The organism is Natrinema ejinorense (assembly GCF_002494345.1).
Classification (GTDB): Archaea; Halobacteriota; Halobacteria; order Halobacteriales; family Natrialbaceae; genus Natrinema; species Natrinema longum.
Window position 1 is genome coordinate 2,169,949 of the sequence record NZ_NXNI01000001.1, and the last position, 23,468, is coordinate 2,193,416.

The 23,468-nt window shown below is 64.4% G+C and carries 22 protein-coding genes and 1 tRNA gene; 14 read left to right on the forward strand and 9 right to left on the reverse strand.

The annotated features are described in order from the left end of the window. The first annotated feature begins 14 nt into the window (after positions 1–14). From CP557_RS10850 to CP557_RS10890, 9 genes are all read left to right on the forward strand, one after another. Positions 15–1,253, forward strand: coding sequence for an NRAMP family divalent metal transporter (locus CP557_RS10850; protein ID WP_097379922.1), 1,239 nt, complete (start codon positions 15–17; stop codon positions 1,251–1,253). A 68-nt stretch (positions 1,254–1,321) separates the two neighbouring features. After that, positions 1,322–2,101 carry a sulfite exporter TauE/SafE family protein gene (locus CP557_RS10855; protein ID WP_097379923.1) on the forward strand — a complete coding sequence of 260 codons (780 nt, stop codon included), beginning with the start codon at positions 1,322–1,324 and terminating at the stop codon, positions 2,099–2,101. Between the two features lie 107 nt (positions 2,102–2,208). Beyond that, entirely contained in the window at positions 2,209–2,637 is a 429-nt protein-coding gene (locus tag CP557_RS10860; protein ID WP_097379924.1) for a universal stress protein, read from the forward strand. 265 nt (positions 2,638–2,902) lie between these two features. Beyond that, positions 2,903–4,162, forward strand: a complete 1,260-nt coding sequence (locus tag CP557_RS10865; protein WP_097379925.1) for a hypothetical protein — start codon at positions 2,903–2,905, stop codon at positions 4,160–4,162. Continuing rightward, entirely contained in the window at positions 4,159–5,157 is a 999-nt protein-coding gene (locus CP557_RS10870; protein WP_097379926.1) for a potassium channel family protein, read from the forward strand. Before CP557_RS10865 ends, CP557_RS10870 begins: the two co-directional genes overlap by 4 nt. Before the next feature lie 112 nt (positions 5,158–5,269). Beyond that, positions 5,270–6,706, forward strand: coding sequence for a dihydrolipoyl dehydrogenase (locus CP557_RS10875; RefSeq protein WP_097379927.1), 1,437 nt, complete (start codon positions 5,270–5,272; stop codon positions 6,704–6,706). A gap of 146 nt (positions 6,707–6,852) precedes the next feature. Continuing rightward, the gene (locus CP557_RS10880; RefSeq protein ID WP_097379928.1) at positions 6,853–7,209 is read left to right on the forward strand and encodes a DsrE family protein; all 357 of its coding nucleotides are present in this window, start codon (positions 6,853–6,855) and stop codon (positions 7,207–7,209) included. A 122-nt stretch (positions 7,210–7,331) separates the two neighbouring features. Next, a complete protein-coding gene (locus CP557_RS10885) occupies positions 7,332–9,818 on the forward strand; it encodes a DNA topoisomerase VI subunit B (protein ID WP_097379929.1) in 2,487 nt (828 codons plus the stop codon). Further along, positions 9,815–10,906, forward strand: coding sequence for a DNA topoisomerase IV subunit A (locus tag CP557_RS10890; RefSeq protein WP_097379930.1), 1,092 nt, complete (start codon positions 9,815–9,817; stop codon positions 10,904–10,906). Before CP557_RS10885 ends, CP557_RS10890 begins: the two co-directional genes overlap by 4 nt. Before the next feature lie 1,222 nt (positions 10,907–12,128). Here the strand turns inward: CP557_RS10890 and CP557_RS10900 are convergent. Then, entirely contained in the window at positions 12,129–13,484 is a 1,356-nt protein-coding gene (locus CP557_RS10900) for an Nramp family divalent metal transporter (RefSeq protein WP_097379931.1), read from the reverse strand. A 312-nt stretch (positions 13,485–13,796) separates the two neighbouring features. On the opposite strand from CP557_RS10900, the gene CP557_RS10910 reads away from it, so the two are divergent. Beyond that, positions 13,797–14,102 carry a hypothetical protein gene (locus CP557_RS10910; protein WP_097379933.1) on the forward strand — a complete coding sequence of 102 codons (306 nt, stop codon included), beginning with the start codon at positions 13,797–13,799 and terminating at the stop codon, positions 14,100–14,102. A gap of 29 nt (positions 14,103–14,131) precedes the next feature. Here CP557_RS10910 and CP557_RS10915 read toward each other — a convergent pair whose 3' ends face one another. After that, a complete protein-coding gene (locus CP557_RS10915) occupies positions 14,132–14,836 on the reverse strand; it encodes an MBL fold metallo-hydrolase (RefSeq protein WP_097379934.1) in 705 nt (234 codons plus the stop codon). A 66-nt stretch (positions 14,837–14,902) separates the two neighbouring features. Beyond that, entirely contained in the window at positions 14,903–15,637 is a 735-nt protein-coding gene (locus tag CP557_RS10920; RefSeq protein WP_097379935.1) for a fumarylacetoacetate hydrolase family protein, read from the reverse strand. A gap of 108 nt (positions 15,638–15,745) precedes the next feature. On the opposite strand from CP557_RS10920, the gene CP557_RS10925 reads away from it, so the two are divergent. Together CP557_RS10925 and CP557_RS10930 are read left to right on the forward strand one after the other, a co-directional pair. Next, a complete protein-coding gene (locus CP557_RS10925) occupies positions 15,746–16,180 on the forward strand; it encodes a hypothetical protein (protein WP_097379936.1) in 435 nt (144 codons plus the stop codon). A 132-nt stretch (positions 16,181–16,312) separates the two neighbouring features. Further along, positions 16,313–16,546 (forward strand): hypothetical protein, encoded by a 234-nt coding sequence (locus CP557_RS10930; RefSeq protein ID WP_097379937.1) that lies wholly within the window; start codon positions 16,313–16,315, stop codon positions 16,544–16,546. A gap of 295 nt (positions 16,547–16,841) precedes the next feature. Here CP557_RS10930 and CP557_RS10935 read toward each other — a convergent pair. Together CP557_RS10935 and CP557_RS10940 are read right to left on the reverse strand one after the other, a co-directional pair. Continuing rightward, a tRNA-Glu gene (locus tag CP557_RS10935) sits at positions 16,842–16,916 on the reverse strand. 116 nt (positions 16,917–17,032) lie between these two features. Next, positions 17,033–18,292 carry a DUF7343 domain-containing protein gene (locus tag CP557_RS10940; RefSeq protein WP_097379938.1) on the reverse strand — a complete coding sequence of 420 codons (1,260 nt, stop codon included), beginning with the start codon at positions 18,290–18,292 and terminating at the stop codon, positions 17,033–17,035. Between the two features lie 112 nt (positions 18,293–18,404). Between CP557_RS10940 and CP557_RS10945 the strand changes: the two genes are divergently transcribed. Then, complete coding sequence (locus CP557_RS10945) at positions 18,405–18,983, forward strand: MBL fold metallo-hydrolase (protein ID WP_097379939.1); 579 nt, start codon at positions 18,405–18,407, stop codon at positions 18,981–18,983. A gap of 41 nt (positions 18,984–19,024) precedes the next feature. Here the strand turns inward: CP557_RS10945 and CP557_RS10950 are convergent, their stop codons facing one another. Both CP557_RS10950 and CP557_RS10955 read right to left on the reverse strand, forming a co-directional pair. Continuing rightward, complete coding sequence (locus CP557_RS10950) at positions 19,025–19,855, reverse strand: ATPase (RefSeq protein WP_097379940.1); 831 nt, start codon at positions 19,853–19,855, stop codon at positions 19,025–19,027. Continuing rightward, entirely contained in the window at positions 19,852–20,118 is a 267-nt protein-coding gene (locus CP557_RS10955) for a DUF5827 family protein (RefSeq protein ID WP_097379941.1), read from the reverse strand. The genes CP557_RS10950 and CP557_RS10955 overlap by 4 nt, the downstream gene beginning before the upstream one ends. A gap of 122 nt (positions 20,119–20,240) precedes the next feature. On the opposite strand from CP557_RS10955, the gene CP557_RS10960 reads away from it, so the two are divergent. Then, positions 20,241–22,049, forward strand: coding sequence for a histidine kinase N-terminal 7TM domain-containing protein (locus CP557_RS10960; RefSeq protein ID WP_097379942.1), 1,809 nt, complete (start codon positions 20,241–20,243; stop codon positions 22,047–22,049). Between the two features lie 99 nt (positions 22,050–22,148). On the opposite strand, the gene sod is transcribed toward CP557_RS10960, so the two are convergent. Further along, entirely contained in the window at positions 22,149–22,751 is a 603-nt protein-coding gene (sod, locus tag CP557_RS10965) for a superoxide dismutase (RefSeq protein WP_097379943.1), read from the reverse strand. A gap of 202 nt (positions 22,752–22,953) precedes the next feature. Further along, positions 22,954–23,373, reverse strand: coding sequence for a DUF7344 domain-containing protein (locus CP557_RS10970; RefSeq protein WP_097379944.1), 420 nt, complete (start codon positions 23,371–23,373; stop codon positions 22,954–22,956). Between the last annotated feature and the right edge of the window lie 95 nt (positions 23,374–23,468).

Genomic DNA, 23,468 nt, shown 5'->3' on the forward strand with positions numbered 1-23,468 from the left:
GGGCACGATTACATATGGAAGAACACAGTACCGCGGTCGACATTCCTGTCGAAAAGGCAAAAGAAACAATTCACCAATACGGGCTCGGGCTCCTTTTTGCGGCGAATATTTTCGGAGCTGGGTCCGTCTATATCCTGACGCAGGCCGGAACTAGTTTCGGCTTCGGACTCCTGTGGGTCTTGCCGCTGACGCTCGGCGTCGGTCTGACGATGCACGAGATGTCCGCTCGATTGGCAGCGAAGAACGAACCGCTGATGGACTACATCAGGGACGTGATCGGACCGGGGGCCGCGAAACCGTTCGCGTTCGGCATCGCATTCATTATGCAGTTCTGGAGTGTTGCCAACTACGCACTCGCGGGAGCTGCGCTGGTCTTTCTCACTCCGGTTTCGAATCTGTACGTGGGTATTATCATCACGGCCGCACTCGGTATCTCGCTCGTCGAACTTCGCGTCTATAGCCGTATCGAGGGAGTCATCGCAACGCTCGTGCTGGCGATCTTCGCCTCCTATCTGGTCATCGTCGCGAACCTCCAGCCGTCGCTCGGCGGCGTCGCCCTCGGGTTCGTTCCGACGATCTCCGCCGACCTCAACTACCTGACGATGATTATCGCACTGCTGGGGACGACGGTCTACTACCCGAACTTCTTCATTCAGACGAGCATGCAACACGAGAAGGACTGGACGGACGTCTCCCGATATCGGAAAGACCACACGGTCGGACTGGCCGCCGTCGTCGCCCTCAGTGCGACGGTTATTATCGCGGCCGCGATGGCCGTCCCTGACGAGACGCTCACGCTGACCGCACCCGCAGAACCGCTCACCGATATGATCGGCCCGTGGGTGCTGGGCGTGTTCGTCCTCGCCGTCGGCGCTGCGTCGTTCACGAGCGCGACCGGGACGCTGTTCGCTGCCGGCTTCATGGTGCCACAATCCTACGAACTGACGACCCACTTCGGCGACATGTACTTCCGGCGGACCGTCCACTTCCTGATCGGACTGTCGGTCCTTCTCGTCATCCCGATCCTCGCCTTCACCGACTTTACGCCAGTGAGGCTGGCTCTACTGATGCCCGCGGTCAATGGCGTCATCGGCCTGCCGATCACGGCGCTTGCACTGTTCGCCGCGATCAACCGGTACTTCGAGCCGACTCGACTCGAGCGCGCGCTCTTCCTCGCGGTCGTCGTCTTGATATTCCTCACGTCGCTCGTGACGGCCGAATCGCTGACTCGTTCGATCCTCGAACTCCTCTGAGACTGGACCGGGTCCGACCGGAAGAGTCAGGCGCGCTGGGACGGACACGTGAATAACACCGCCCCTCCATGTTCGAACTGCCCTTCCAACTCTCACTGGTGCTGTTGCTCGTTTCGATCGCCTTCTTCTCGGGCATCGGAATCACGACCATCGGTCCCGGCGGTATCTTCGTGACGATCGCCCTCTACTCGCTGACGCCGCTGGCCTCGAGTCAGGTCGCCGGAACCGCTCACGCGACGTTCATCGTCACCGGTCTCGTCGGGAGCGCCGCCTACGTCTACTCCGGCGAGATGGACACCGGGGAGGGCCGTGCCATCGCGATCATCCTCAGCGCGACGAGCGTCTTCGGCGCGCTCGTCGGCGCGTACGTGAACTCCTTCGTTTCGCGCTCCCTGTTCGGACTCCTGCTCGGCGGCGTCGCGATGGCCGTCGGCGGTATCATTCTCTACCGCGAGCGTCGGGGCTTTCGACCGAGCTACGACCTCGAACCGCTGACCCGGTCCGGCCGGATCGTTCTGGGAGCGCTGGGGTTCGTCCTCGGAGCCTGTAGCGGCCTGCTCGGGATCGGTGGCCCGGTGCTGGCCGTCCCCGCCCTGGTGCTCGTCGGGGTGCCGATGCTGCTCGCCGTCGCCGCGGCACAGGTCCAGTCGATCTTCATCGCGACGTTCGCGGCGTCGGGCTACTTCCTGCAGGGGAACGTCTCCGTTCCGCTCGCGGTCGTCATCGGTACGCCGCTCCTGCTCGGCGTCGTCATCGGCTGGCGGGTCGCCCACGCCATCGACCCAGAGCGGCTGAAAGTCGTTCTCGGGGTCGTCCTGCTGGGCGTCGGCCCTTATCTCGCCCTCTGATCGCCGAGCCGATCGCCAGTTTGCGGATGGTCGTTTCCGACCGGTCCTCGGCGACGGTGAAATCGCCTGACACAGACTGAAGGGGACACGGATAGACGGAGGTAGCTATGGTTCCACGGGTCCTCGTTCCGTTCGACGATTCGAAGCCTGCCGCCGACGCCCTCGAGTACGCCTTCGACCTGTTTCCCGACGGCGACATCGTCGTTCTGACTGTCGTCGATACGTCTTCGCTGCCGTTCGTTCCGAACGCTGCGGACGATACCAGATCGAGCGACGACGCCCGAACGTTTCTCGGCGAAGCCACTGATCACCGAAACGCGGCCGAGACCATCGCGGACGAGCACGGAACGGCGGTCGAAACGCGGACTCGCATAGGGATCCCGGCCCAGGAAATTCTCGAGTACATCGAACGGAATCCCGTCGATCACGTCGTCATCGGTAGTCACGGTCGATCGGGCGTCGTACGGATCCTGCTCGGCAGCGTCGCGGAAGTCGTCGTCCGCCACTCGCCGGTACCGGTTACCGTGGTTCGGTGAGAGGCTGCCGTGGCGAATTCCGCGGTGACGACGAGCTGACCGGCCCCGACAGAACGCCCTTCGAACCGAATCCGAGCGAACGCGGGACGTGGCTACAGCGCCTACGCGATCCGCGATTGCTGTCGCCGGGTCGACGTGCGACGAACGGCGACTTGAACCGCCGATTCCCGTCGACGGACCGATCCACGCCCCTTCCTCTCCACAATCCTGAAAGTGGCATACTCCGGCACAATCGACTTATCCCCCGTTCTGGTATGGTGGTCCGATGCTTCCGCTCGTCGCGACCGCACTCGCTCTCGTCGTCGGCGTGGTGGTTCTCGAGGCCGTGTCGTACCGGGCCCTCGAACGGATTCCGTCGGTTGCGACCGAGGAGTTTCCCGAGATCGACCGCGAATTACTGGGGAAGTTCAGCAGTTTCGACGCCGAACTGGGCTGGTGCCCCCAGCCGAGCCGGGAGAAACAGAAGGACACCGGCGATCACCTCCCCGGTGAGGAACTCCGCAGCGTCGTGACGTACTCGACCGACGAGTACGCGAGTCGAGTTTGCCCTGCGAAAGAGCGCGACCCCGACGCCGAGTTGACGGTCTCGACCTACGGCGACTCCTACTGTTTCTGCCGGGAGGTCGACGACGACGAGACGTTCCAACACTACCTCGCCGAAGAACTCGACACCCACGTCGCCAACTACGGCGGCGGCAACTACGGCCTCGATCAGGCGCTCATGCGACTCGAGCGCCGGTATCCCGAGGACCCGACCGATCACGTCTTCGTGGTCGTCACTGCCTCCTCGATCGCGCGCATCCTCAGCGTCTGGAAACACTACCAGGAGTTCGGCAACGTCCTCGCCGTCAAACCCCGGTACGTCCTCGAGGACGGCGAACTCGAGCGCATCGAGAGCCCCGTCGACGAGAAAGAGGAGTTGCTCGATCTCGAGTCGAAAGCCGACTTCCTCCGGGAATACGACTTTCACTACGAACACTGGTTCGAGCCACACGTCGCGTCGCGGCCGTACACTGCGGATTTCCTCGAGAAAAACGAATACGTCCGCTACGCCGCGTATACCGCCGGGAAGGAACTCGAGCGCCGACTCGAGCGCTCGATCCCGGGGATCGACTTCGATCTGGCCCAGACACAGTCCGCACTGCGGTTAGAACAACCTCGCGTTCGATACCACGAGCGGCTGTTCGAGACTCACGAATACCTCTTGGACGCGCTCGTCGAGAAGTTCGTCGACTACGCGGACGAACGGGGCTTCGAGGCGACGTTCGTGATGGTCCAGCAGCTCCGATACGCGAAGTACGAGTCCGAGCACGGCCCCATCTACGGCGATCTGATGGATCGGCTCGACGAGCGCTACGACGACCTGACGACGATCGATATGGCCACTCACCTCTCACCGGACGACGGCGAGGTCGAGTCCCTGTACGTTGAACGCGGAGAAGGGGGCCACTACAGTCCCGAGACGAACGCGGAGATCGCGCAGGTGCTAGCAGACGTCGTCGAAGAGCGGGCAGTCGCAGAATGAATCCGTTCTATCTCGTCGCCGGGATCGGCATCCTCGTCGCTGCGATCGTCGACATCATCTGGACGACCCTCTGGGTCGACGGGGGTTCCGGACCGATTTCCGGCCGGCTCACGACCGCCGTCTGGCACGGACTCCGGATTGGAAGCGGTGACCGCGACAGGGTACTCAGTATCGCCGGGCCGCTCATTCTCATCCTCACCCTCGCGATGTGGATCGGCCTCATCTGGCTCGGGTGGACGCTCGTCTTCGCCAGCTATCCGGCCTCGCTCATCAGTACGCGCACCGGCGCAGTCGCCGACTGGTCGGGGCGGTTCTACTACGTCGCGTACACGATGTTTACCGACGGTAACGGCGATTATAGCCCCCTCGGCGACGTCTGGGAGATCGCCAGTTCGTTCACGACGGCTACCGGAATGGCCTTCGTCACGCTCGGCGTCTCCTACATCCTCACCGTCCTCGGAGCCGTCTCGGACAAACGGTCCTTTGCCAGCACCGTCACGGGACTGGGAGAACGAAGCGAATCGATCGTTCGAACGGGGTGGACCGGCGAGGACTTTCAGGGACTGGACCTCGCTCTCGAGTCGCTCGCGACGGAGCTGAGTCTGCTCGCCGAACAGCACAAATCCTATCCGATCTTGCACTACTACCACAGCGAACAGGCCGATCGAGCCTCGGCCGTCGCGGTGCCGATCTTCGACGAGGCGCTCATGCTTCTTCGATACGGCGTTCCGGACGAGCACAGCCCCGACCCCGCGGTCGTCGAGTCCGGCCGGTCGAGTGCACAAAGTTACCTCGAGACGCTCGATACGGCGTTCATCGAACCCGCGCCGTCCGTTCCGCGAGCCCCGGACCTCGAGCGCTTGCGCGACGACGACATCCCGGCCGTCTCCGACGACGCGTTCGCCGAGGCCCTCACGGACCTGACCGACCGACGACGGCGACTGCTCGCCGTGGTCGAAGCCGACGCCTGGGAGTGGCCGCCCGTCGAGGAGTGAGGCAGGCCGTTCGACGATCCGCTCGGGTTCCGGTCACGGATCGGGTGTATTCATCCCGACCGCGCCGGAAACGGGGAACGGTATTCATTGCGCTCCGGACCCACTCGTACCCATGGAGGAGTACGACTTCCTCGTCATCGGCTCCGGATCGGGGCTCGACGTGGCGAACGCGGCGGCGAATCAGGGCCAATCGGTCGCGGTCGTCGAGAAGGGGCGACTCGGCGGTACCTGTCTCAATCGGGGCTGTATTCCATCGAAGCAGCTGCTGTACCACGCCGACGTCATGGAGACGATCGAGCGCGCGGACGAGTTCAAGATCGACGCGACGGTCACCGACGTTGACTTCGCCGAGATCGTCCGGGAGGTAACCGAGGACGTCCACGGGAGTTCGGACTCGATCCGGCGCGGTCTCAGTTCCTCCGACCGCCACGACCTCTACCAGGCGGAGGGGCGATTCGTCGACGAACGCACGCTCGAGCTAACCGGCGGAGACCACGACGGCGAGCGCCTCGCTGCCGAGACGGTCCTCGTTGCGGCGGGGACCCGTCCCGCGATTCCGCCGATCGACGGCATCGAGACCGTCGACTACCTCACCAGCACGGAGGCGCTGCAGTTGCAGGCCCCACCGGACCACCTCGTCATCGTGGGCGGGGGCTACATCGCCGCCGAACTGGGACAGTTCTTCGGGACGTTCGGCAGCGACGTGTCGATCATCGGTCGGCGACCGACCCTGCTTCCCGACGCCGACGAAGAGGTGGCCGCCGCGTTCACCGAACGCTACGCCGACCGGTTCGACGTCTACACCGGCTACGAGGCCACCGCCGTCTCGGCGGCGGACGGCTCGATCACCGTCGAGGCTCGCCCCTACACGTACCCCGACGGGGGCGACGCGGGCTCGGACGAACCGGTCTCGGTCACCGGCGACGAACTGCTCGTCGCGGCCGGCCGCGTACCCAACACCGATACGTTGAACACGGAAACCGCCGGCATCGAAACCGACGAAGCCGGGTTCGTCCGGACCGACGAGTACCTGCGAACGACCGCCGACGGCGTCTGGGCGCTGGGCGACATCGTCGGCGAGTACCTGCTGAAACACAACGCGAACCACGAGGCGCGGGCCGTCGCGCGAAACCTCTTCCGCGAGGACCTCGAGCCGGTCGACTACTCGGCGATGCCCTTCGCCGTCTTCGCCTCCCCGGAAGTCGCCGGCGTCGGACTCACGGAACAGGAACTGCGAGCCACCGACCGCGAGTACGCCACACGAACCTACCGCTACGAGGAGACGGCTCGCGGGAGCGCGATGAACGCGGAGGGGTTCGTCAAACCGATCATCGATCTCGAGGGCGAGATCCTCGGTTGTCACATCATCGGCCCCGAAGCCTCGGATCTGATCCAGGAGGTCGTCGTCGCGATGACGGCCGGCTCCGGAACGGTCCAGGACATCCGCCAGTCGGTCCACATCCATCCTGCGCTTTCGGAGGTCGTTCAGCGTGCCTTCTCCGGGCAGTTCACCAAAGGTGGTGGACACGATCACAGACACAGCCACTGATCGACGGTCATTCGGTCGGCACTCACCGGCTCATCCCGGCCCGCGGGATCGGTCGGGTCACCGGCATCCCACAGCCGACCGGAGTTGCGTCCGCCGTACACGACCGCATTCCCCTTTTTCCATCACGGGCTGTATTACCCTTCGTAATGACGAACGCAGCGATTATCATTCTGGCAGGGACCGAATCGCACAGTGACCTCGGCCGTCTCGTCAACGGCCTCGAGGCAGCGAGGGAGTTCGCCGAGAATCCCGATGACGATCTGGAACTGATCTTCGACGGAGCCGGGACCCAATGGATCCCGGAACTGGAAGACGAAGCGCACGACTACCACGACCTCTACCAGTCCGTCAGCGAGGAGGCGGCCGCCTGCGACTACTGTGCCGGCGCGTTCGGCGTCGACGACGCTGTCGACGACGCCGGCGTCGTCACCATCGACGACAACAACGGCCACCCGAGCATCCGCTCGCTGATCGGTGACGACTACGAGATCATCACCTTCTAATCGGGCGTTCAACCCCGATATCGCCCGTTGAACCGACATCGAACCGGACGGGAACACGCGGCGGCACCACTTTCACTCCGGTAGCACACACCTTTTAGCCTCCCCGTTAGTACAGGGAGACGATGACGTCGTTCCAGTCGACACTCGGTGAGGAGGAGGGGATCGCCGAGGAGCTGGCAGCAAGCCAGCAGTCGATCTCCATCGCCGAGTTCTTCGAGAAGAACAAGCACATGCTCGGCTTCGACAGCGGCGCTCGAGGCCTCGTCACGGCCGTCAAAGAGGCCGTCGACAACGCCTTGGACGCCGCCGAGGAGTCGGGCATTCTCCCGGATATCTACGTCGAAATCCAGGAAGCCGGTGACTACTACCGCCTGATCGTCGAGGATAACGGTCCGGGACTCACGAAAGAATCGCTCCCGAAGGTTTTCGGGAAACTACTCTACGGCTCTCGCTTTCACGCACGCGAACAGTCCCGCGGTCAGCAAGGGATCGGTATCTCTGCCGCCGTTCTCTACGCCCAGCTGACCAGCGGGAAACCCGCCAAAATTACGAGCCGAACGCAGGGCTCGAGCGAGGCCGAATACTTCGAGCTCATCGTCGATACGGACGACAACGAGCCCGAGATCAGCGTCGAGGAGACGACCACCTGGGATCGGCCCCACGGGACCCGCATCGAACTCGAGATGGAGGCGAACATGCGCGCCCGCCAGCAGCTCCACGACTACATCAAGCACACGGCAGTCGTCAACCCCCACGCCCGCCTCGAGCTTCGCGAACCACAGGAGCACTTCAAGTTCGAACGCGCGACCGACCAGCTCCCAGCGGAGACCGAGGAGATCCGCCCCCATCCCCACGGCGTCGAACTCGGCACCGTGATGAAAATGCTGGCGGCGACGGACTCCCAGACGGTGTCGGGATTCGTACAGGAGGAGTTCACCCGCGTCGGGAAGAAGACCGCCGACTCGATCATCGACGCGTTCCGCGATCGCCACTACGGACGGGAGATGCGCTGGCGGCCGCCGGCGAGTCACGAAGGGATCGACCTCCACGCGGCGGTCGAGGACGCGACGGCGAACAAGGGTCCCGAGCCGACGGCTGCCTTCGCCGACTCGATCGCCGACGCGGTCGCTGACGCCGATCGCATCGCCCACCACGAACTGCTCGAGATCGTCGAATCGGCCGCCGAGGCGGTCGAGGACGACCACGGAACGACGTTCGGCGACACCGTCCGCGAAAACGCCGTCGAGGCCGTCTGGTTCGAACTGATCGACGCCGGCAACGGAGACCCGGAAACGGAGGAGAGCGACGGTCCCGAGGGAGACGGCGACTCTCGGCTGGTCGCCGATCTCTACGACCTCGCGGACGACGCGACGAGTACCCGCAAGGACGACGAAGTCATCACGGCCTTCGCGGACCGGCTCGCCGGCAAGTTCGAGGACGAACTCGAGAGCGACGACGAGGACGACGGGAACGTCCGTCACCGGCTCACCCACCGGCGACTTCGGGAGCACGTCGACCGGGTCGCCGACCTCACCGAGGAGTACGACGACGTCTCCTTTGGCGAGACGGCCCGCGAGAACGTCGTCAAGGCGATCTGGGACGTGATGGCAACCGTCCCCGACGACCCGCCGCTCGTCCGCGAACTCGACGGCGACCGCGACGCCACCAGCAACCTCGTCGATGCCATGCGCGCGACCGACATCATGGCACCGCCGACGCGGTGTCTCGCGCCCATCTCCGAGGAGCTCATCACCGCCGGCCTCGAGAAGGAGTTCGACGCCGACTTCTACGCCTCGGCGACGCGGGACGCCGGCGTCTCCGGGGGCGATCCGTTCATCGTCGAAGCAGGGATCGCCTACGGCGGCGAGTTGCCGGCCGAGGGAACCGCCGAGGTCATGCGCTTTGCCAACCGGGTTCCGCTGGTCTACCAGCGGGGTGCCTGTGCGACGACCGACGTCGTCAAATCGATCGGCTGGCGCAATTACGGGCTCGACCAGCCGGGCGGCTCGGGGCTCCCCAACGGGCCGGTCGTAATCATGGTCCACGTCGCCTCGACGAACGTCCCCTTCACGAGCGAATCGAAAGACGCGGTCGCCAACGTTCCCGAGATCGAAGACGAGATCGAACTCGCGGTCCGGGAAGCGGCTCGGGAGCTCAAGAGTTTCCTCAACAAGCGCCGGTCGATGCAACAGCGCCGGAAGAAACAGAACGTCCTCGGAAAGATCCTCCCGGAGATGGCCACGAAGGTCGCCGAGGTCACCGGCCGCGAGGAACCCGACATCGACGACGCGATCGCCCGCATCATGAACAACGTCCTCGTCGAGCGGACCGTCGAGGAAAACGGCGACGGAAAGGCGGTTTCCGTCGTCGTCGAGAACAACTCGAGTACGAACGAATCACTGGAGGTCACTGACATCGTCTCGGCCGAGCCGACGAGCCTCTCGGATGGCGCGTCCGTCGTCGAGATGGACGGCGAGTGGTTCGTCAAGTGGGAACCCGACGTCGGAAGCGACGACGAGGCGGCCCTCGAGTACGAGGTATCGGACGACGCGACGTTCGATCTGGACGTCAAAGGCGTCGAGAGCGAGAAGCTGACCGTAAACCAATGAGCGCAGACGACAACCAGCAGGCACGAGAACAGTTGATCGATCTCGCGGCGCAGTTCTACGACCAGTTCGAACTGGGCGAGATTCCCCACATGTCCGTGCCGACGCGGACGAAGAACAACATCGAGTACGACGAGGAGATGGACGTCTGGGTCTACGGCGACCGCGAGTCGACTCGGTCGGCCAACTCCGTCCGCGGCGCACGAAAACTCCTGAAGGCGGTCTATACGATCGAGTTCCTCGCCGACCAGCTCGAGGAGGACCGTTCCTCGACCCTGCGTGAACTCTACTACCTCTCGGAGAGCTGGGACAACGACGAGGCCCAGTTCAACGATCAGGACGAGTCCAACAGCATGGTCGAGGACCTCGAAATCGTCTCGGGCGTCACCCGCGAGGACTTCCACATGCGCCCCGAGGAGTCCGGTGCGACCCTCATGGGGCCCCTGCACCTCCGCGAGCAGACACGCCGCGGGGAACGCGAGATCCACTGCCAGGAGGACGTCGGCGAGGGCGGCTACCAGATCCCGAACAACCCCGACACGATCGAGTTTCTGGACTGTGACGCCGACTTCATTCTCGCCGTCGAAACCGGTGGCATGCGCGATCGGCTCGTCGAGAACGGCTTCGACGAGGAGTACAACGCGCTGATCGTCCACCTCAAGGGCCAACCCGCGCGGGCGACCCGCCGGATCACCAAGCGACTCCACGACGAACTCGGGCTCCCGGTCACGGTCTTTACCGACGGCGACCCGTGGTCGTACCGCATCTACGGCTCCGTCGCCTACGGCTCGATCAAGTCCGCCCACCTCTCGGAGTACCTCGCGACCCCCGAAGCGGACTTCATCGGCATCCAGCCCGCCGACATCGTCGAGTACGAACTGCCGACCGACCCCCTCTCGGATTCGGACATCAACGCCCTGGAGAGCGAACTCGAGGACCCGCGATTCCAGACCGACTACTGGGAGGAACAGATCGAACTGCAACTCGATCTCGGGAAGAAGTCCGAACAGCAGTCGCTGGCATCTCACGGACTGGACTTCGTGACGGATACCTATCTGCCCGAGCGGCTGGACGACATGGGCGTCCTCTGAGATCACGACCGGACCGCCTTCCGACGCTTCGTGGCGGACTCGAGTCTCTCGTCCGCCAGACCCGGTCCGGCTCCGATTCTCGATCCGGGTTCGAATCCGTCGGCGGGCCGTCCACCCGCGGTTCCGCGACCGCCGAACGGTTGCTCGCGCCGGTCGTGGCCGACTCCGCGTTCGCACACTGCCGGCAGTAGTAGTTGCGACCGCCGCTGGCGGTCACCGGCACGCCGAGCACGCACACCTCCGAGCGGTAGCTCCGCTCGAGTCCGCGGTCGACGGGGCCGGCACACGCGGCACACGGCTGCTCGGGGGCGGCGACGGTTCGTTCGTCGACCGTGTGGGTCCGCCCGTTCGTCAGCACCGAGTGGCGATCCTCGAGGCGGCGACTGACAGAGGGGAGGACGCTCGTCCCCGCAACTGCGAGGCCGAGTGCGAGCGCGAACAGGACGAACCCCACAGTCGATGCACCCAGTTGGACGCCGAGCGCGACGGTTAGCCCCGCCAGCAGCCACGCGACGGCTGCGGACGCCCGCGCAAGCAGGTTCGAGTCGGTCGTGGCGTCGTCGGGTTCCTCCCTGCCGATCGGCTCCGCTCGCAGGACCGTCCGCTCGGTACCGTCGACGTATCGGTACGCGCCGTAGAGGACGTTCCCGATCCCCATCGTCCACCAGACGGTGAGCAGCGCGATCAACAGGTGATCGGCCACGCCCCCGAACGTTCGTCGGACCAACACCGCCTGATCGCCGAAGTCGCGCTCGAGTCGCCAGCCGTCCCGCGAGGCGGCGGCGATTCGCCGCTCGAGTCGGTCGCGGTCCGCCGCCTCGGTCGCGTCGCGGCCGGTCGTCCTCGCTGCGTCGCGGCTCGTGTTCGTTCGCAGTCGCCTCTCGGAAGCCGACCGCGATTTCGGCACCGAAGCCGACCGCAAGCGTTCGCTCGAGCGGTCGATCGGCACGCCGCAGTTCGGACAGTAGTGCATCGAGGACTCGAGGGGCGCTCCGCAGTCGGTGCAGTACAGCGACCCGGTTCGGCCGTGACGCCGGCGTCGAGGACGGTCACTGCGCATAGTCGACCGTCGCCGACTGCGACACTAACTCTTTGGAGCTATCGACATTCCAACCAGAGCGGCAGGGAGTGCCCCGCCGTCGATCGATCACGGTCCGCCGTTCGACGAACGCCGGGCGGACGTGGTGTCGGTTCGGGGGCCGAATCGAGAATTCGGGCAGCGTTAGCCGAGGAACCCGAGTCGAACCGCCGCTCCCATGGCCCCGAAGACCAACACCAGGAGCAGGCTGACGACGTAGTACGCGTGCCAGGCCCGCGAGGGGCGGAACGGCTCGGGCAGGTTCTTCTCGACGACGTACCAGTTGGCCGGGTAGAAGAAGATCTCCGTGACCGCCAGCACCGCGGCGACGTAGAGCAACAGCGTCACCGGGACCTCGCCGAGCGCGATGACCATGGCGCTGCTGACGGCGACGACGCCGACGACGACCAGCTTCCGCACCCGTTCACTGTCGATGTCGTCGTTCTCGAGGGCCATCGGCAGGATGTCTCCGGTGGCGCGCGCAGCGCCGTCCAGCAGCGTGATAACCGTCGAGTACAGCGCGGCGAACCCGCCGAGCAACATCGCGTAGTACGACCACTCGCCGAAGGAGTCGCTCAGGATCGACCCGATCGCGACCGCGAGGTTCGCATCCGTCGGCGGCTCCGGATAGAGCACGTTCGACGCCAGAATCACCATCGCGACGATCAGCAGGAAGCTAAACACGTAGCCGATGTTGAAGTCGCGCCGACCGGTCCGGATCCACGCCCGGATGTAGTCGTGGTGTTTCGGGTCCTCGGGATCGAGGTCTCGCTCCTCGAGTTCGCTCGCGCCGTCGCCTTTCGCCATGCTCCAGCTGCCGATCAGGATGCTCGTGCTGAAGCCGGTCGGCGCGAAGCCGGCGGCGGCGGCGAACAGTCCGATAAAGACCGGCCCGGTCAGATCGGGCACCGCAAAGGCCGTTTCGAGGACGACATCGCCCGACGGCGGGCCGACGATCACGCCAAGCAAGACGAGGAGGCCCAACGCGATAGTGAAGGCGATCAGGGCCGTCTCGAGCAGGCTGTACCGCGACACGACGACGAGTAGCCCTGCGCCGCCGACGAAGACGACGTACGCGATGGTTGCAGTGAACCACTCGGGAGTCAGTGCGGCGACGAACGCCGCCGTGCTCATCCCGACGCTGGCCGTGATGAACGTGTACATCCCGGTGAACACGAGGATCGTCACCCAGAGCGCCCAGTTCTTGGGACCGGGGAGCTGGTCGTAGGCTTCGATCGGGTTCGCGCCGACGCCGTAGTTGTACCGAATGCCGAGCTCCCAGGCCCCGTACTTCGCGGCGTAGATGAGTCCGAACATCCAGATCGCAACGAGCCCGAAGGTCCCGCCGAGAGTGGGCGCGAGCACGATGTGGCTCCCGCCGATACTGATCAGGGCCCACAGCATCGACGGCCCGAAGTGTTCCCTGAAGAACCCCCGCCAGTCCCGTTCCGGATACTCGAGGTCCGCGTTGGAAACGTCCGTGGCCCCCTCACCGGCCATCGCGATCACCGATCGTGGCTGCCGTCATCCCGCCGCCCGAAACCGGTGAGATGGGGGATTTCGTCGTTTTCACTGTGGGAATACGAATCATGGGTGTCGAAGAATTCCGCAGGGGCCACTTATATCGTGCGAATCGCCGGGAGGCGACCGCTCCCGCCAGGGGGTCCAACGCTCACGTCAGCGGAACCACCGCGTCGACGTCCCCCACTGTCGCTTTCGTCGCGGAACGCGACCGGTTCGCCGGCGATGGCCTGTGACTGCAGGTACAATCGGTACCCGTCTGTGGCGGGTCCAATTCGCTAGACTGGTGACATGGCGGACGAAAACGATAGCGAACGGCCGTTGCACAGTGACCCCGACGAGGAGGCGATCGACGAACCCACGACCTCGAGCGCACAGGAGGCCGACGAGACCGCGTGGATGATGAAGGAGGGAATCACGGTCGGCCTCGTCGCGATCGGTGCGATGGTCCTCCTCGCGCTCGGGCTCTTGCAGGGGACCGGGCTCGTCGACGTCTTCGCGCCGATCGCGGATACCGGTCTCGGGCAGTGGGCCGCGTTCGGGGTCCTGGTACTCATCGCTATTGCAGCGTTCGCCTGGTCGCGAATGGGCGTCTGAGTTCCGTCGACTCGCCGCCGATTCGACCGCTACTCGTCGAGGACGACCGGAACCTCGCGTTTCGCGACGTCGACGACGAACGCTTCTTCGTCGGTGTCGATCGCGTCGAAGGTATCGTAGTGGACGGGCAAGACGAGGTCGGGCCCGATGGTTTCGGCCAGCGACGCCGCCTCGTGGCGATCCATCGTGAACGTGCCCCCGATCGGCGGGAGGAAGAGATCGATGTCCAGGCGCTCGTGGAACGGGAGGGCGTCGGTATCGCCGGGCCAGAACGCGGTGATGCCGTCGATAGTGACACCGAATCCACAGCCCTCTCCGTCGGGATGATAGGGAGTTCCGTCCTCGGCCGTGTGGGGGCCGTCGGGATCGTTATACGCCGGTGTCGTAAAGAGATCGAGCGGCCCGAGAACGAACGATTCGTCCGCACGGACGCGTTCGACGTCGAACGGCAGCTCGTCCGGCCCCTCGTCGGCGTGATCGATCTCGGTCGCGTCGACCGAGTCGTGGACGACGACCAGCGCGTCCTCGTGTGCGACCCGTCGTATCGACGCGGGATCGTAGTGATGGCCGTGACTGACGAGAACGAGGTCGCCGTCGCGGGCCTCGAAGCCGTCAAGGAGGCCGTACCGTTCCGGACCCGGATCGGTATAGACGACCGCGCCGGTCTGTCCCTCGAGTCGAACGGTTCCGAGGCCGAACCAGTCGATGGTCACTGCATCGAAGCGAACAGTCATTGCTGACCCATTCCTCGAGCGGGCCGAAAAGTGTTGACGCTCGATCGTCTGCGACGCGAGTCCAGCTCAGGGAACCCGGACCGAGTGCTCGAGCGTGCCCACGCCCTCGATTTCGATCTCGACTTCGTCACCGTCGGAGAGGGGGCCGACACCCTCGGGCGTGCCAGTCGCGATCACGTCACCGGGCTCGAGAGTGAGGTAGGTGGTGATCTCGGCGATGAGTTCCGGAACCGAGAACACGAGTTGGTCCCGGGAGCCGTCCTGTCTCGTCTCGCCATTGACGCGGGTCCGAACCGCGGCGTCGGCGGGGACTTCTTCGGGCGTCGCGAGCACGGGGCCCATCGGCGCGGCGCCGTCGAAGGCCTTCCCGCGTACCCAGTTTTGTTCCTGACGCTGGTCGTCGCGGTTCGAGAGGTCGTTGACGCAGGTAAAGCCCTCGACGACGTCCATCGCGTCCCCTTGGGAGACGTGGCGACACTGCTCGCCGATCACGACACCGAGTTCGGCCTCGTGATCGATTCGTTCTTTACCTGCCGGGAGGGTCACGGTATCGCCGTGGGCCGCGAGCGCGTTCGGTGGCTTCAAGAAGAGCAACGGTCGGTCGGGGACGTCGGAGTTCAGTTCCGCAGCGTGGTCGGCGTAGTTGCGCCCAATACAGACGATTTTCGAAGGGTCGGTCGGCGAAAGCACGTCGATGTCATCGTCGAGCGCGTAGCTCTCGTTTCCGAAGTGGACGTGCCCGTTCTCGTACTCGCCGCGGCGGACTGCACCGGCCGGATCGCGAAAGCGGACGTATTTCATCGTCGATGGATAGTCACAGGGGGGTAAAAAGGGTTGAGAAGACGGCGTGTACGGGGATCGTCGACTCGAACCCGACAATTAACCCGTCACACGTCCTACGGTCGGACGATGGCCGAGCACGACGATTCCGCATCCGAGGACGACCCAGCGGCGATCCGCTCGATCGCGCTGTCGCCGGACGACGCCGTCGACGCGTTCATCTACAGCCAGGAAAACCCCGGAGAGGCCGTGCTTCGAGTTACCCCGCCGTTCCACGGTCGGATGCGGGCCCGCCTTCACGTCTACCGCGTCGACGACACCGAACTGACCGGTGCGGTCCACCTCTCGCCGTCGGCGATCATCGCGAACGACCTCATCGACGCGTACCCCGACCTCGAGTCGACCCTCGACGCCGAGAACTCGACCGAGGCCGATCGGATCCGCGAGCGTCACGCCGACGCCGTCGACGACTGGCGAGCGCGCGCTCGTGACGGGATCGTCGATTCGGTCGCGCTCGAGACCGACGACGGGACACACCGGGTCGAACTCAAACCGCTCGGCTAGGCCGTAGTCGACCGAACGGACTCCCGGTCACCGAGCCCATGGGCTCCGTTCGGTCGAACCGGACGCGTTCCCGTACTTTCACTTTCACTCCGGACGGATCGGTTTGACGTACGTTCAGTCCAACTGAGAGATATGTCACTGATCGTCGAGGCCGCTGACGAACGGACCGATCGCGACGAAGGCGGGCGTTCCGACGCTCGACCGAGCGTCGAACCGCCAACGACGGCCCACGGCCAGCGCCGACGGATCGACGTCACCGACCTGGATGCGGCGGGACTCGACGAGTTCGTCCGCACGAACGTCGAAACCGACGCCGTCTCGCTCGAGCACCGCGGCGGCCGAACGTATCTGCTGATCGCGGACTGAACGTCGGTCGATGAGCGTCCCCGTCCGAACTGCGTCCAATCGACCACCGCAGTCACCTCCCCGATTGGTTCCCATCACACCCACCGTGCCGCCGTCTTCACTGTATCCGTTTTCGAATTTTATCCCGGTCGAGAAGCCAATCGAAGCGGGATCGTCGTCTTCTCGCTGGCGTGGAGTTAGAGTGTCCGACCCTTCCTCGGAGACGGGGGCCGCTACCACACGGAGTGGGAATTCGGTCAATAGACGGGAAACCCACCGGACAGTAACGAAGGTAGAACTGCTGGAAAAGTGGGGATGCTCCGACAGGGATTCGAACCCTGGTCATTGCCGTGAGAGGGCAATATGATTGGCCGGACTACACCATCGGAGCGCGGTGCTTCGCACTCAATCGTAGCAGCGTACGATGTTTAAGCATTCCGTTTCGTCCCGGGAGTGGTGTCCCTTCTCACGTGAGAGCCAGTCACCGACGCGTGGCTATCGAGGTCGTCACTCGTCGAACGGCGACTTCGTCGCTTCGGGTTCGAAGCCCTCGAGACTGATGATGTTCTCGCGGCCGACGCGGAGTTTGCTGATGGTTCCGTCGTCTTCCATCTCCGAGAGCAACATGCTGACCTTGGATTTCGACCAGCCGGTCGCGTCGACGATGTTGACCTGTTTCATGCGGCCGCCGTTCTCCCGGATGAGAGCGACGACGCGATCCTCGTCGGACATGAGTTCCTCGTCGGCGACGGCGGTCGCACCGTCGCTCGAGTCGGTCGTCTCCGCGACCGTTCCGGATTCGCCGGCGCCGTCGGCTCCGGCTGCCGGTTGGGCCGACGGAGCTGCGGGATCCGTCGCTCCGCTCACAGCAGTATCGTCAGCGCCGGGACCGTACCGCCGGTACCAGATCACGGCTGCGATACCGAGTCCGGTTAGCAGGAGGGCCCCCACGAGATACCGGGTCGTATCAGCGGTGTCCGTCGGTCCGATCCCTTCGGTATCACCGCCTCCGACTGTGGCACCGTCGGGACGATCGAGAACCGCACGCGGCCGGCCGTCGACGAACTCCTGTTGGCCGTTCCACTGGACCGAATCCGCGTCTTCGAGCGAGGAGCCGGCGTACTCTCCCTCGGGCTCGATCGTACGGAACGTGAGATCACCACCTGCCTCGAAGACGATCGCCTGGTCGGCGGACAGATAGATGTCCTGGAAGACGTCACCCGCGACGATGGTCTCGTCGGTGACATCCGCGAAGCCGTCCCACAGGAACGACATTTCGACTACCCCTCGCTCGTTTGGCCACCCGTCGACCCGCGCCGATCGGTCGAAGTCCGTCGCTTCCATCTCACGGCCGGTCTCCCGCGATCCAGCCTCGACCAGTAACCGGGACTGATTGATGAATCGATCGTACAGGCCGGTTTCGTTCGCTTCGAACTCCTCTTTGAACGCTCTGAAGTTCGCTTTCGCCTCCGTTTCGTTGTCCTCGTTCGCGAACTGCCGTTCGTATCGGAACGTCCACGTCGCGCTTCCGTTCTCGTGAATCGTAATCTCGAAGGTCCGATTGTCGAACCGCTGTGTCTCCTGTGAGACGAACGGGCTGGTACCCGCAGCGTCGGTCACCTGTTCGGCCCGGGGCTCGACGGCAGCGGGCTCCGGCGCTGACGGATCGGCCGGCCCGGGCGTCGCGAGAACGATCGGCCCGCTGACACTCGCGACCGACACGAGGAAGACGAGAGCGACGATTCCGACAGGGGCCGACCGATTCATTCGTCTACCACTACGTGCCGGAGCTAAAAATGGTTGTGAATACACGAGTCGACGGGACCGGATACCCTTCCGTGTCGACACGTACAAATCGATCGACGGCGTATCGATTCTCGTGATAACCAATCTCGCACAGGGCGTGCAGGCGTTCACGAGCAACGTCTTCCTCGTCTCCGGCGATCGGCCGGTCCTCGTCGATACGGGAGCGAACTTCGACGTCGTCGATGCCGTCCGCTCCCGCGTCGACGACCTCGAAGCCGTGATCCTCACGCACACACACCGCGACCACGTGGGCAATCTCGCTGCGGTCACGGACGCCTTCGACATCGACGCGTGGGGATACGATACGTCGATCGACGGCGTCGATCGCACTATCGCGGACGAGGAACGGGTCCAGCTGGGCGACCACGAGTACGTTGCGCTCCACACCCCCGGCCACAAAAACGACCACCTCTGCTTTCACTCCGAGGCGGCGAGGGTACTGTTCGCGGGCGATCTCGTCTTCCAGAACGGGAGCTTCGGTCGAACCGATCTCGAAGAGGGCGACCGCGAGGCCCTGATCGAGAGTATCGACCGCGTGCTCGAGTGGATCGATCCGGGGCTCGAGGAGATGCATACCGGACACGGACCGAGCGTGACGACCGACCCCTACGATCACGTCGAACTCTCGGCACGGATGGCCCGGCAAGCGTGATCTCGTCCGGGTTCGAATCGTGCCGGACTCGAGGGCGGGGCCTACACCCCGCCGGCGGCGTCGAGGACCGCCTCGTAGGCGTCCGCGTACGCACGGGCGATCCGAGCGGGGTCGTCCCGTTCGGGACCGGAAAGCGCCGGGAGTGACACCCGCTCGAGCGGGTCGAGATACTCGAGGACGTCGGGGACGCGTTTTTCGATGGCCCCGTCTCTGGGGCTCGAGTTGGCGATCTCGCATGCACGACAGTAGCGATCGCCCCGATAGATCCGTACGCGCCCCGGCTCGACGGCCGCGACGGCGGCGATCGACGCCGGCTCAAGAGTCTCGAGTGGCCGTGCGATATCGCTGTAGGATTCGACGACGGCGATGTCGGTCGCCTCGATCTCCGCGGCAACTCCCTCGAACGCGGGAACGTACCGCTCTCTCGCGAGGTCGTTGAACTCGTCGACGGTCTCGACGGGGACGGCCTCGGCGAGTGAAAGCGCGTCGGCGACCGCGTCCGGGACCGTGGCGGTCGCGTTGCGAACGAACAGCGGGTCGTCGCCATCACGTCCGACACGGTCGACGACGAACTCCCTGTCCGCCCGGCCGAGCAGGCCGGTCCCACCGCCGGGTGCCGGCTGCCACAGCCGGTGGACGGGATTGAGGCGCTCGGGCGGACGCTCGCGGCCGTCGGCCGCCGAGAGACGCGCCGCATCCTTTCCGTAGAGCCGTCCGTCGGCGAGCGCGCGTCGACAATCGTCGTGGTCGAACCAGAAGTCGTTCCCGGCGCGGGGTTTGTAGCCGACCGCGCCGGTTCGCTCGAGCAGACCGGCCGAGAACGTGGTCTTGCCGGCGTCGACGCGATCCGCCCCGACCACGAGGAAGATCATTCTTTCAGGCCGTAGTAGCCGGGTTCGTCCTCGTCTCGTGGCTCGGCGACCACGAGGTCGTCGGCGTTGGTCATGATCCACGGAATCGCCCAGTCGAGCAGGACATCCTCGGTCTCGCGGTCGATATCCGCGTCGGGTTCGACCCCCTGTAGCATGCGGGCGATCTCGTAGACGGTATACATCTGGTCGTCCTCGAACAGTTCCGCCGGCGTGTAGAAGTCACACGGCGGACGGCTCTCGAACTCGGATTTCGGGACGGGCATACGCTCACGTATCAGCGGCCGACGCCTAAATGGTTCGTTCGCGTTCGCCTGGAGGCCGGACCGACCGGTCCGTAGCGGAAACGGCCAGTGCATTTTACAGCGTTGCTACTCGAGTAGGGGTGATGGCTTTTCCGACGGGTATCGCACCCATTCAACTGATTTACCTGATCGTCGTCTTCAACAGCGTTGCCCTCGCTGGCATCCTCTGGCGACATCGTGGCCGGACCGGGGCGGTGCCGTTGCTCGTGAACGTTCTGTCGACCGGACTGTGGGCCGGGTCGTTGCTCGCTCGAACCGTCGTCGACCGCGGCCTCGTGGCTCGCGTGTTTCTAGTGATCGTGTTTCTCAGTATCGGGCTGTATTTGCTAACGCTACTCGTGTTCACGCTCGAGTATACCGGTCGGGAGCGCTTTATCAGACCGTCGATAGTCGCTGCGCTCTCGATCGAGCCGATTCTGGTGATCATCTTCGTCGCCGTCAACCCCGATGGGTTCTTTTTCGACGTCGTCGATGGCACCGTCGAGTGGGGAATCGGGTTCTGGATCCACACGGCCTACGCCTACACGATTCTGGCCGTCGTCACGATGTTGATCTTCGGACTGCTCTATCGGTCCCAGGCAGTCTACCGGGGACAGATCGCCGTCATGCTCGTCGGAACGATCGCAGCCTGGGCCGCCAACAGCGTGTACGTCTTCGATCTGGTCGACGTGGAGGTCTCCCCGGTTGGCTTCCTCGTAACCGGAATTCTGTACGCGATCGGGATCGTTCACTACCGACTGACCGATCTCGTCCCGATCGCTCGAGATCGCGTCCTCGATAACGTCTCCGACGGGATCTTCGTCGTCGACGAACAGGATCGGTTGATCGACCTGAACCCCGCCGGACGGGCCCTCCTCGAAGATATCGATCCCGCACCGATCGGCAAGCGTCTCGAGTCACTGCTGGCCGACTACCCCGAGTTATGGGACGAGTACCGAGCGCTGACCGCGACTCGGACCGACGGAGACAGCGAGGTCGCGGTCGCTGGCGGCCACTATCACCTCCGGATGACACCGCTCGAGGACGGACGTGATCGCCACATCGGCTGGCTGTGTATCGTCCGCGATATCACCGACCGAAAGCGCCAGGAAGCACAGGTAGAACGGCAGAACGAACGCCTCGAGCGCTTCGCCAGCGTGGTCTCTCACGACCTGCGGAACCCGCTGAACGTCGCCGAGGGATACCTCGATCTCGCTCGCGAGGCCGACGACCCCGAGCCGTCTCTCGACGAGATCGAACAGTCACACGATCGAATGGCCGCGATCATCGAGGACGTCCTCGCGTTGGCTCGCGACGGGACGACGATCACCGATCCGGAACCGGCCTCATTGGCCGCTCTCGCCGGGCGTGCATGGGAGAGCGTCGATACCGGCGACGCCGGCCTCGTGATCGCATCGGAGACGACGATCCTCGCGGATGCCGATCGGGTAACGCGCCTGCTCGAGAACCTGTTTCGGAACGCCATCGAACACGGCGCGAACGAACCCACTTCGCAGGCGGACCACCACGCTGTCGAACACGGGCCGGCCGACGGCTCGGAGGACACGACGGGGACCGAGGCCTCGGAGCGGTCGTCGCTCACTGTCGAAGTGGGGACCGTCGGGACGGATGGGACCGGCGGTCCGACCGGGTTCTACGTCGCCGACGACGGCCGTGGACTGCCGGACGATGGAGACGTCTTCGAGGACGGCTACACGACCAATCCGGACGGAACGGGATTCGGTCTGAGTATCGTCTCCGGGATCGCCGCTGCCCATGGCTGGACCGTCGAAGCCGGCGAGAGCGAGCACGGCGGTGCCCGATTCGAGTTCCGCGGGATCGAGACGGGAGACGACGCGACCGGTTCCACACCCCGGCAGCCAGCGGACACGAACCCGAACGGTGGGTCCTGAAGGCGGACGGGAAAGACGCTATAGGAGACTCTCACAGCGCATGCGGCGTCGATGCTACGCGCATTGACCCGCCAAAAAATCAGGGTTCGACCGAGTCGTCTACTCGAAGTGGTCGAGGCACTTCTCGTACTCGTCTGCGGCCTTCTCCCAGTTGACGACGTCGAAGAAGGCATCGATGAAGTCACCGCGGTCCGGACCGTAGTCGTAGTAGTAGGAGTGTTCCCAGACGTCCAGCGCGAGGATGGGGTGGGAGCCCCAGAGTGCGCCCTGGTCGTGCTTGTCGACCGCGACGTTGCGAAGCTGTTTCGCAACCGGATCGTATACCAGCAGTGCCCAGCCACCGGCAGCACCGGCAGCGGCCTCGAATTCGCCCTTCCAGCCCTCGTAGGAGCCAAAGTCCGCTTCGATGCGATCGGCGAGGTCGCCCTCCGGCTCGCCGCCACCGTCTGGCGACATGTTCTCCCAGAACAGCGTGTGGAGATAGTGGCCACAGCCGTTGTGGGTGACGTTGCTGAGGGCTCCGGGCGTCGAGCCGAAGTCGCCCTCCTCGCGGTTCTCGGCGAGGGTCTCCTCGGCGGCGTTGAGGCCGTTGACGTACCCTTGATGGTGGGTGTCGTGATGCCAGGTCAGTACCTGTTCGGACAGTGATGGTTCAAGCGCGTCGTAATCGTACGGGAGTGGTGGAAGTTCGTGGTCAGTCATAGTATGCACCTCACGTTCTGTATCGGTATCTCGCCTGTTAAGTTTTGAGGAGTGGGACGATATCACACCACATAAGTCTCGACCGCCCCGTCCGGCGATTTACCGACACTCCGCTGGTTCCACCACGAACTGAGTAGTAAACCTTTCGGCGGTTCCGATCGGCATTCAGTACGGCCACGAGTAGAGCACCGTTCGCGTCGCGCTATCCGATCTCCTTGTACCGTGCGTGTTCGAGCCACTCCTCGACGGAGGGCTGGCCCCAGTACCGAACCGTCTCGCTTCGCCGGTCGTGTTCGAGGATCCCCGCGTTCTCGAGTTTCGGAAGGTGGGCGTGTTGGAGTTCCATCCGTACCGCCATCTGTTCGTCCGACGAGACGGAGTCGTGAGTCCCATCGAACTCCGGGTTCGCGTTCGGCTCCGCCCCCACGTCGTCGTCTGCTGCCGTCCGTTCGAACGCGATGACGGCCTCCGTGAGTCGTTCGATCGTTGCGACGCCGTCCGACTGATCGGCGAGAGCGTAGAGCACGTACCGCCGTCGACGGTTCGAAAGGAGATCGAAAACGAGGTCGAGTGATGGCGTCCCCTCCGCCCTCACCATGGCCATACCCTCCGTATCACGCATTCACGAACCACCTACCGTGTATTACCATTCGAAACCACCAACCACCTCTACTACAGCCGCCACATTAGACTTTACGTATCTCTAGAAAAGTACAT